The sequence below is a fragment of the Stenotrophomonas sp. Sm10 genome (genome assembly GCF_030985515.1).
In the GTDB taxonomy this organism is placed as follows: Bacteria; Pseudomonadota; Gammaproteobacteria; order Xanthomonadales; family Xanthomonadaceae; genus Stenotrophomonas; species Stenotrophomonas hibiscicola.
Window position 1 is genome coordinate 26,357 of record NZ_JAPTFO010000045.1, and the last position, 9,461, is coordinate 35,817.

Annotated in this window: 10 protein-coding genes; 5 read left to right on the top strand and 5 right to left on the bottom strand. The window is 62.3% G+C overall.

Translation table 11 applies throughout. The features are described 5' to 3' along the window. Positions 1–122: 122 nt before the first annotated feature. Positions 123–590, bottom strand: a complete 468-nt coding sequence (locus tag O0J15_RS13440) for an SET domain-containing protein (RefSeq protein ID WP_026346957.1) — start codon at positions 588–590, stop codon at positions 123–125. Positions 591–796: 206 nt separating this feature from the next. Here O0J15_RS13440 and O0J15_RS13445 point away from each other — a divergent pair, with 206 nt between their 5' ends. From O0J15_RS13445 to O0J15_RS13465, 5 genes are all read left to right on the top strand, one after another. Continuing rightward, the gene (locus O0J15_RS13445; RefSeq protein ID WP_021203135.1) at positions 797–1,252 is read left to right on the top strand and encodes an SUF system Fe-S cluster assembly regulator; all 456 of its coding nucleotides are present in this window, start codon (positions 797–799) and stop codon (positions 1,250–1,252) included. An 18-nt stretch (positions 1,253–1,270) separates the two neighbouring features. Then, a complete protein-coding gene (gene sufB / locus O0J15_RS13450; RefSeq protein WP_005408435.1) occupies positions 1,271–2,746 on the top strand; it encodes a Fe-S cluster assembly protein SufB in 1,476 nt (491 codons plus the stop codon). 74 nt (positions 2,747–2,820) lie between these two features. After that, positions 2,821–3,585 carry a Fe-S cluster assembly ATPase SufC gene (gene sufC / locus O0J15_RS13455; protein WP_019659403.1) on the top strand — a complete coding sequence of 255 codons (765 nt, stop codon included), beginning with the start codon at positions 2,821–2,823 and terminating at the stop codon, positions 3,583–3,585. Continuing rightward, positions 3,585–4,847 carry a Fe-S cluster assembly protein SufD gene (gene sufD / locus O0J15_RS13460; RefSeq protein ID WP_308305799.1) on the top strand — a complete coding sequence of 421 codons (1,263 nt, stop codon included), beginning with the start codon at positions 3,585–3,587 and terminating at the stop codon, positions 4,845–4,847. Before sufC ends, sufD begins: the two co-directional genes overlap by 1 nt. Continuing rightward, positions 4,844–6,100, top strand: coding sequence for a cysteine desulfurase (locus O0J15_RS13465; RefSeq protein WP_010483557.1), 1,257 nt, complete (start codon positions 4,844–4,846; stop codon positions 6,098–6,100). Before sufD ends, O0J15_RS13465 begins: the two co-directional genes overlap by 4 nt. A gap of 176 nt (positions 6,101–6,276) precedes the next feature. On the opposite strand, the gene O0J15_RS13470 is transcribed toward O0J15_RS13465, so the two are convergent. The 4 genes from O0J15_RS13470 to O0J15_RS13485 all read right to left on the bottom strand — a co-directional run bounded on the left by O0J15_RS13470 (position 6,277) and on the right by O0J15_RS13485 (position 8,909). After that, on the bottom strand, positions 6,277–6,579 hold the full coding sequence (locus O0J15_RS13470; RefSeq protein WP_155029087.1) for a hypothetical protein: 303 nt from the start codon (positions 6,577–6,579) through the stop codon (positions 6,277–6,279). 58 nt (positions 6,580–6,637) lie between these two features. Next, entirely contained in the window at positions 6,638–6,910 is a 273-nt protein-coding gene (locus tag O0J15_RS13475; protein WP_152525795.1) for a hypothetical protein, read from the bottom strand. Between the two features lie 368 nt (positions 6,911–7,278). Then, entirely contained in the window at positions 7,279–7,716 is a 438-nt protein-coding gene (locus O0J15_RS13480; RefSeq protein ID WP_058979329.1) for a hypothetical protein, read from the bottom strand. Positions 7,717–8,402: 686 nt separating this feature from the next. Beyond that, positions 8,403–8,909, bottom strand: coding sequence for a hypothetical protein (locus O0J15_RS13485; RefSeq protein WP_134730473.1), 507 nt, complete (start codon positions 8,907–8,909; stop codon positions 8,403–8,405). Positions 8,910–9,461: the final 552 nt, after the last annotated feature.

Consider the following 9,461-nt stretch of genomic DNA (forward strand, 5'->3'; position numbering starts at 1 on the left):
CGGCCCTTGCAGGGCAGTGACCCTGCCGTGCACGGCAGGTGGAGAGCTCCAGGTGGTGCCGGCCGCTGGCCGGCACCTGCATCGCGCCATGCCGGCCAGCGGCCGGCCCTACCCGGTACCGGTCAGCGCTTGGGCTGCAGCATGGTGCCGGTGCACTTGGGCGAGCCGCAGCGGCACTCCCAGATCTTCTTCAGCTTGGCAGTGTGACGCTCGGCCAGTGTGATGCCGTAGTTGTAGGTCAGTTCCTCGCCGGGCGTGATGTCACGCAGCGCCTCGATGAACACCTTGTCACCGCGGCTGTCGCCGTCCTCGTCTTCCTCGATCACGGCCTCGCAGTTCGGCTCGCAGCTGTGGTTGATCCAGCGCGCGTCATTGCCTTTGTAGTTGGCATCGATCACCCAGTCGTCGTTGAGGGTGAACAGGAAGGTGTGGCCGCTTTCGACGTCGCCGCTGTCATCGGCATCAACATCGCCGTGGCTGCGCAGCAGGCCCTTGTACTGGATCACGCGCTCGCCCTGCTTGATCGGGGCCACGGCGAACACGCCGTTGCCATGGATGGCGGACTTGCGGGCTTGGATCTTCTTCGGCATCGGCACGGGCTGTTTGCAGCGGATGGAACCTGGATTCTCGCCCATTCCGGGTGATTGCGAAAATCACCCCGGTAGCGCAGCATGGCGCCCCGGCAACGGCCCGGCGCGTCCTCCCGCCCGGCCCAGCGCCGGCTGAATGCCCGGGTTGGATGGCGGCGAATAAAAGCGTACAATTTCAGTCCGCTTTAAGAACCACTCGCATCCCCATGTTGCGTGTCACCAAGCTCACCGATTACGCCACCGTCGTACTGACCGTGCTTGCCGCCCGTCCGGGCGAGGTGCTCAGTGCCACCGAGCTGGCCGAATTCACCGGCCTGGAGCCGCCCACCGTCAGCAAGGTGCTCAAGCCACTGGCCCAGGCCGGCCTGGTCGAAGGCCTGCGCGGTGTCCGTGGCGGCTACCGCCTGACCCGCCCGGCCGTCGAGATCTCGCTGTTCGAAGTGGTCGAAGCGATGGAAGGGCCGCTGGCCCTGACCGAATGCAGCCACGACCACCATCAGTGCGGCATGGCGCCCAAGTGCGGCGCGCGCAGCAGCTGGCGGCTGATCAACGACGTGGTCTCCGAGGCCCTGCGCGATGTCACCCTCGCCCAGATCCTGCCCCCTCTTCCCCTTGCCGATGACGAACAGCGCCGCACCATCGCTGTCGACGTCGTCTCCTGATCCACAGGCAGCCCCCCCATGGCCACCGAAACCATCGAAAACGTCGCCCACGACGACACCCCCAACCGCGAGATCCACGAGCAGCTCGGCCGCAAGTATTCGGCCGGCTTCATCACCGAGATCGAGTCGGACTCCCTGCCGCCGGGCCTGGACGAGGACACCATCCGTGCCCTGTCGGCCAAGAAGGACGAGCCGGAGTGGATGACGCAGTGGCGCCTGGACGCCTACCGCCACTTCCTGACCATGCCGATGCCGGACTGGGCCAAGCTGGAGATCGCCCCGATCGACCTGCAGGCGCTCAGCTACTACTCCGCGCCGAAGGGCCCGAAGTACGCCTCGCTGGATGACGTGCCTAAGGAGCTTCTGGACACCTACGACAAGCTGGGCGTGCCGCTGCACGAGCGTGCCAAGCTGGCAGGCGTGGCGGTGGACGCGGTGTTCGACTCGGTGTCGGTCGGTACCACCTTCCGCAAGGAACTGGCCGAGAAGGGCATCATCTTCTGCTCAATGTCCGAGGCCATCAAGGAGCACCCGGAGCTGGTCCGCCAGTACCTGGGCACCGTGGTGCCGGTCGGCGACAACTACTTCGCCGCGCTCAACTCGGCGGTGTTCTCCGATGGCAGCTTCGTGTTCATCCCCAAGGGCGTGCGCTGCCCGATGGAGCTGAGCACCTACTTCCGCATCAACGCCGGCCACACCGGCCAGTTCGAGCGCACCCTGATCGTGTGTGAGGACAAGGCCTACGTGTCCTACCTGGAAGGCTGCACCGCGCCGATGCGCGACGAGAACCAGCTGCACGCCGCCGTGGTCGAGCTGGTCGCGCTGGAAGACGCGGAGATCAAGTACTCCACCGTGCAGAACTGGTACCCGGGCGACGAGAACGGCGTCGGCGGCATCTACAACTTCGTCACCAAGCGTGCCGAATGCCGTGGCGCGCGCAGCAAGGTCACCTGGACCCAGGTCGAGACCGGCTCGGCGATCACCTGGAAGTACCCGTCCTGCGTGCTGCTGGGCGACGACTCGGTGGGTGAGTTCCACTCCGTGGCGCTGACCCATCACCGCCAGCAGGCCGACACCGGCACCAAGATGATCCACGTCGGCAAGCGCACCAAGAGCAAGATCGTCAGCAAGGGCATCAGCGCCGGCCGCGGCCAGAACACCTACCGCGGCCTGGTGCGGGTGGACCGCAACGCCGATGGCGCGCGCAACTACACCCAGTGCGATTCGCTGCTGATCGGCAAGCAGTGCGGCGCGCACACCTTCCCCTACATCGAGGTGAAGAACCCGGGCGCCACCGTCGAGCACGAGGCCACCACCTCCAAGATCTCCGACGACCAGCTGTTCTACTGCCGCGCCCGTGGCATCAGCCAGGAAGACGCGGTGTCGATGATCGTCGACGGCTTCTGCAAGCAGGTGTTCCGCGAACTGCCGATGGAGTTCGCGGTGGAAGCCAAGAAGCTGCTGGAAGTCTCGCTGGAAGGTTCGGTGGGCTGACCGCCCGCCCCTGCCCCTCGCAAACGCATTCTCTTTACCGGCGGGCCGCGGCCCGCCCCACGGAAATCCCCACCATGCTGAAGATCGAAAACCTCCACGCCCGCATCGGCGACAAGGAAATCCTCAAGGGCCTGTCGCTGGACGTCCAGCCGGGCCAGGTGCACGCCATCATGGGCCCGAACGGCGCCGGCAAGTCCACCCTGGGCAATGTCCTGGCCGGCCGCGACGGCTACGAAGTGACCGAAGGCAGCGTGCAGTTCGACGGCGTCGACCTGCTCGACCAGGACCCGGAAGCGCGCGCCGCCGCCGGCCTGTTCCTGGCGTTCCAGTACCCGGTGGAAATCCCGGGCGTGAACAACACCTACTTCCTGCGCGCGGCACTGAACGCCCAGCGCAAGGCACGCGGCGAGGAAGAACTCGATTCCATGCAGTTCCTCAAGCTGGTGCGCCAGAAGCTGGCCGTGCTGCACCTGAAGGACGAACTGCTGCACCGTGGCGTCAACGAAGGCTTCTCCGGTGGCGAGAAGAAGCGCAACGAGATCTTCCAGCTGGCCGTGCTGGAACCGAAGCTGGCGATCCTGGACGAAACCGACTCGGGCCTGGACATCGATGCGCTGAAGAGCGTGGCCGATGGCGTCAACGCACTGCGCGCCGCCGACCGCTCGTTCCTGGTCATCACCCACTACCAGCGCCTGCTGGACTACATCAAGCCGGACGTGGTGCACGTGCTGGCCGATGGCCGCATCGTCAAGAGTGGCGGCCCGGAGCTGGCACTGGAACTGGAAGCGCACGGCTATGATTTCCTGAAGGACCGGGTCGTGCCCGAGGCGGCGGTCTGATGAGCGCCCTGCTTGATTCGATGGCCCAGGCCTTCTGCGGCAGCGATGCGCGCCGCGAAGTGCTGGATGCGGCCCTGCGTGACGGCCTGCCGGCCGCCCGCAACGAGACTTGGAAGTACACCTCGCTGCGGCAGCTGGAACGCCGTGCGTTCGCTGCGGCACCGCTGCAGGGCCCGGCGCTGGACGCCGCCCTGCTGGACGACATCCCGGCGCCGCGCCTGGTGTTCGTCAACGGCCGTCTGGATACCGCGCTGAGCGACGTGCAGGCCTTGCCGGCCGGCGTGCAGCTGCAGCCGCTGTCGGTCGCACTGGCCGCTGGCGAAGATGCCGTGCGTTTCCTCGGCCGCCGCTACGAGCGCAGCGAGGAGATCTTCGCCCGCCTGAATGCCGCGCTGGCCGATGAAGGCGTGGTGCTGCGCGTGGATGAAGGCGTGCAGGTCGACGTGCCGCTGCAGCTGGTGTTCGCCAGCGTCGCCGGTGACACCGACCTGGCCTGGCATCACCGCCACCTGATCGAACTGCGTGCCGGCGCCAGCCTGGGCGTGGTCGAGCATCGCTTCAGCGTGGGCGACTCCGCCCACCTGGACAATACCGTGCTGCATGCCCATGTCGCCCGCGATGCCGTGCTCAAGCACGCCCGCGTGCAGGCCGGCAGCGCGCGCCAGACCAGCTTCCTGCGCACCGACGCGGTGCTGGCCCGCGACGCGCAGTACCACCGCGTGGACCTGGAACTGGGCGCCGCGCTCAGCCGCCATGAACTGAACGTGCGCCTGGAAGGCGACAATGCCCAGCTGACCGCCAACGGCGTGCTGCTTGGCAATGGCCGCCGCCACGTCGAAACCCGCCTGGGTATCGACCACATCGCACGCGATACCGCCTGCGAACTGCTGTGGCGCGGCGTCGCCGCCAACCGCAGCCGCGTGGTGTTCCATGGTGGCATCCAGATCCGCGAAGGCGCCGATGGCACCGACGCGAACCTGTCCAACAAGAACCTGCTGCTGTCGGCCGATGCCGAGATTGACACCCAGCCAACGCTGGTGATCGACGCCGATGAAGTGAAGGCCGCGCACGGTGCGACTGTCGGCCAGCTCGACGCCAACGCGCTGTTCTACCTGCGCTCGCGCGGCCTGCCGCAGGCACAGGCGCAGGCACTGCTGAGCGCCGCGTTCTGCCACGAGCCGTTGAAGATCCTGCCGGACGCACTGCGTGCGCAGCTGGCACGCCGCCTGGACAAGGCGCTGGCCGAGGCAGGTGTGGCATGAACCTGTCCACGCCGCGCCCGATCGAAGAACGCACCGGCGCCCCCGACTGGGACCGCGTCCGCCTCGACTTCCCGCTGCTGATGCGTGAAGTGCATGGCAAGCCGCTGGTCTATTTCGACAATGCCAACACCGGCCAGAAGCCGGTGCAGGTGATCGGCGCGGTGGACGAGTTCTACCGCCGCTACAACGCCAACGTCAGCCGCGCGGTGCATGCACTGGGCAGCGAAGCCACCGACGCTTACGAAGGCGCACGCAACACGCTGGCGCGCTTCCTCAACGTGCGGCCCAGCGACCTGGTGCTGTGCAGCGGCACCACCTTCGCCATCAACCTGGTGGCCTATTCGTGGGCGCTGCCGCGGCTGAAGGCCGGCGACGTGATCCTGATCACGCGCATGGAGCACCACGCCAACATCGTGCCGTGGCAGCTGGTCGCGCAGCGTACCGGCGCCACCATCCGCGTGGCCGAGATCACGCCTGACGGCGCACTCGATCTGGATGCGCTGCGCGCGGCGATGACCCCGGAGGTCAAGCTGCTGGCCGTCACCCACGTCTCCAACGTGCTGGGCACGGTCAACCCGGTGCGCGAGATCTGCCGCGAAGCGCGCAAGCGCGGCATCATCACCGTGGTCGATGGCTCGCAGGCCGTGCCGCACCGCAAGGTCGATGTCGCCGCGATCGGCTGCGACTTCTACGCCATCACCGGCCACAAGATGTGCGGCCCGACCGGTACCGGCGCACTGTGGGCGCGCCGCGAGCACCTGGACGCGATGCCGCCGTTCCTCGGTGGCGGCGAGATGATCAAAGAAGTCAGCTTCGACGGCACCGTGTTCAACGATGCCCCGCACAAGTTCGAAGCCGGCACCCCGAACATCGCCGGTTTCATCGGCCTGGGTGTGGCTGCCGACTACCTGCAGCAGCTTGGGCAGGAGAACGTGGAAGCCCGCGAAGCCGAACTGCTGGCGCACTTCACCGAAGAGCTGCGCCGCGTCGACGGCCTGCGCATCATCGGCGAAGCGCCGGAGAAGGCTGCGGTGGTCTCGTTCCTGATCGATGGCGCGCATGCGCACGATCTGGCCACCCTTCTGGATCTGGAAGGCGTGGCCGTGCGCTCGGGCCAGCACTGCGCACACCCGCTGCTGCAGTACTTCGGCGTCGCGGCTACCTGCCGCGCCTCGCTGGCCTTCTATAACACGCATGCCGAGATCGAGCGGTTCATGACCGCACTGACCAAGGTGCGGAAGCTGCTGGGCTGAGGATTCGCCAGAATCAGGGAAGTACGAGAACGCCGCAGGGAACTGCGGCGTTTTTTATTGCGCGCTGGACGCAAGCAAGCAGAGGCGTAACGGGGAAATGCTGAGTGATGCCAGGAACGGGCAATCTCACCCTAATGCCGATCCATCCATCATCAACGGCCTTGTGACACCGTCTTCTACATGCCAACAAGCATGGACACCCCGGAGGCAATCAAGAAAACGTACATCATCACGACGCCCCTCAACACCCACCGTTCCCCCTGATGGAGCGTCTGCCCTTTGGAAGTAAGGGCAAGCACTGCAATACCGCGCAAGCACCTAAGCCACCAATCAACCTTGATGATTCCGACTGCAGCGAGTACTTCCGGCCGTTCACGCTCGATTTTCAGCAACATTCTGTGAGCCGCAAATGCGTTTACCCACATGGCACCTAGAATGATGGAAGCCCAAATGGGGAAGCTCTCAACAAGGCTTTTCATCGTTCTTCACCCTGGCTACGCGCTATAAAAACTCGTCAAACAGGCGCCGAAGATCAAATCAATCCGCAATTTCTGCAATACGGCAAACCCCTCCACCCACATCCGCCTCAACTCTGACGTACAGATTATTCGTAAAATACACATCCCCATGGCAAACCACGCGGACACTGCTCTCGTAGTAAGTTACAAGAAGTGAGGAATCAGTAGCGACCTCAGGCTTCACAACCCTGCTTTCACCGACAGGAATTGATCCTACGCCTACCACACCACCGCCAACCTCCAAGCTGACGCCATAAATCACGCCCCTTCCAACATTCTTTACAACAATCACCGGATCCGACAACCAATCACAACCCTGCAACCCCAGCGAAAGAACCACAGCAGCCAGGCATGAGTGGATTCGACCACTCCACGCGGTTGAGTGCTCAGCATCCAACTTGCAGTTCGCCATTTCTTGCAGCCTCCGAACATTGAAACGACTTCCTGTGCGACTGCCGGAGCCACACAAGCCACGGCCCCACCGCGAGTACCACCCGAATCAACAGCAAACAGAGCCATTCATGGCTTAGTCCCAATTCAATACGCCGCGGGTGACGGAAAAGCCTGCGGAGCATGCCGAACAATCACCGGCGTTGCAGGCCCTTTGAAGCTACTCCATCAGATAGCGCCCGCACACCCAATCTTCTACGTAGCAATCAGCTATGGATTCGATGCGTTCAATGGCGCAAGAAGCCCCTTGACGTACCCACCGAGACCAACTACGTCCTCAGCTGTACCAATCAGGTCCCGTCGCATCATCTTCTCGACATGCTCTACACCACCAAGTCGCGCGACAACATCCGCAAGGAAAGTGACATCTCCCGCAAATAACGTCACGTCCTGATCCAGCTTTACAACCCAGCGACCATCACGCGAAAACAAGAAATGATCACGCATGAAGTTCCCATCTTCCAACCAGTAGGAGCGCAGGCCATCCAGACCTCGCTCAATTTCCACGGGGTTTCCGCCGTCGGAGCTCTCTGAACATCGAACCGCGCACATCGCGATATCTGCAAAGTGCTCCGAAAGTGCGCTCAGCCACGCCACCCAAACATCATTCGGAGCAAAATCCTCATACAGGTTGCGATCAAACGCCATCCCAGCCCAGTCTTCCCGGAGGAGAGGGAGATCCGGAGGGTTAGAGTTTGAGAGAGATGCCGCAATGAAATCTGGCCAGCAACATGTATTTTTCATAGCTTCTCTGAATGCACTCAAGCCCACTCATCAATACTCCGCCTAACGGCCAACACCTGTGCTTCGGCATAGCGGGGATCGCGAATACGGATATCGGCATCATCAAGATAGTGCCATATCACGTGAGGAACACCGATTTCATACGAACTTGACCGAAGCACGTTCTTGATAAATTCCGCCCTCTGGTACCAGCTAGACACCTGCTCCACGGAAGCAGGCTCGGATTCCAAAAGCCTCCGCAGACAGGCTAGAACGAGATTCTTTACATCGATAGCGCTCAATGCGAAACCTCCTATTCTTCAACCAAGCGGAAATTGCCCCAAAGCCTATCGACGTGATCGATCAGCTCGCAATGACACAGACGCAATCGCGCAACGTGTAGAATTGAACAGCCCAGGAGTGAAATGGCGTACTGTGATATCTGTGACTCTGCCAGCCATCGAGAATGTTCCGAAGTCTCTGTCTGGCAAGTGTCAATCCTAACATGGAGACCATGCGATCACATGTTAGGCGCGCCTGTGGATCATCCCGCTTTCCTGCCACAGAAGGCAGAAATGAAAGCACATAACGCCATTTCCACAACCTATCACTCACTTCAGATCTTCAAGATTGACGAGCACATCTCCAAATTCCGCACGTGGAACGGGACCAGGGATTCGTAGGGAGCGAACTTCAAGGGGGGCGTGAATTTCGCCAAGCAGCAGATCACCTGTCGAATTGTCACTCTCTCTTGTCCTGAACACCCCGATTATCGAGACCCATGAATACGCGTATTCATCAAATACGCTTTGCTGCAGATCTATTGGCCCTCTAATTCGAACTTGGGTCTCCTCAGTCACTCCGGCCTCAAACAACTCTTTGCTTGAATTCAGTACAAAGAGCTCCCGGCTCACCCCGAGATAGCCCTCCATCCGCACCAACTTTCCATCGAATAGCCGGGGCGTAGCAGCCAGTTCCCGGAAGCTGACCCGGCAGGCGGAGCTGCCCTCGACGCCACAGGTCGTTCCAAACGGTACGCCCACACCTTCTTGATACCTGCAACCAGCCCCATAAAAAATAAAAACAATAACCACGAAAAACCGGAAATCAACATTCACGCCCACACCCCCGCGTCGCCATCCAGCGCCATGGGATACCGCTCACTTTCGCTGCACTCCCGCAAACCGCCCCTCCTCTGCCAGCCGAAAAATTCGCAGAATCATTGATAGCCAAGTTCATCAACAACAGCCTTGCACTTGGAATCCAAATCGACATGAAATGATTTCAACTCCTCGGACGGTAGTTTCCCGTCGTCCGAGCGATGCATTACTGCATATCCGCGCAACCCTGCCACCGTCCCCTCAGGAGCAATGTTGTAGATATCCCCACCCCACCCCCGCGACGACTTTACATAGTCAGCCACCACCAAAAGACAGTCGTCATCCAGTCGACCGCTTCCTATTTCATGTAGCGAACAACCAGCGACAGATACGAGACATAGCGCTGAAGTTAGCGCAAGCCCTTGAAGAACCATCGCTCGTCGTCGGCATCGAGATGAACTTGTGGATTTCACAGCACTCCCGCCACTTGTCGAGAAACCCAGGAAGGAACACCGTGGGCCGCCGGGGGGGGGGGGGGGGGGGGGGGGGGGGGGGGGGGGGGGGGGGGGG